General features: G+C 54.8%; 1 protein-coding gene. It reads right to left on the reverse strand.

Annotated features, from left to right (window positions below; all coding sequences use genetic code 11):
• On the reverse strand, positions 1-141 hold a 141-nt coding region (locus AB9F29_RS22030), incomplete at its 3' end, for a DUF1254 domain-containing protein (protein WP_369757266.1).
• Positions 142-305 lie beyond the last annotated feature (164 nt).

Raw genomic sequence — 305 nt, forward strand, 5'->3', positions numbered from 1 at the left:
GTCCCCCACCTCCGGCAATTCCAGCGTAAAGCCATCTTTGGCATTCACCACGGCGATTGAATAGACCGTATCGAGGTTAGGCGACACGACCCAGTGGTAGGCGGCCTTGGTTAGGCCCTGAAAGTTGAAAAATTCGTTCATGCTCGCGCGGCCAAGGAAGTCCGCAAAGAACGAGTTGCTTTCCGCGTTGATGTATTAGGCGGGGCTCATGCAGTAATCCCTTGGATTGGTTGCCCATTTCGAGCTGTCGATATCTGGAATTTCTGCGGCTGCGGCGCTGGAAATTGCAGCGAGTACGGCGGATG

Origin of the sequence: Falsihalocynthiibacter sp. S25ZX9 (assembly GCF_041205405.1) — a bacterium.
Lineage (GTDB): Bacteria > Pseudomonadota > Alphaproteobacteria > Rhodobacterales > Rhodobacteraceae > Falsihalocynthiibacter > Falsihalocynthiibacter arcticus.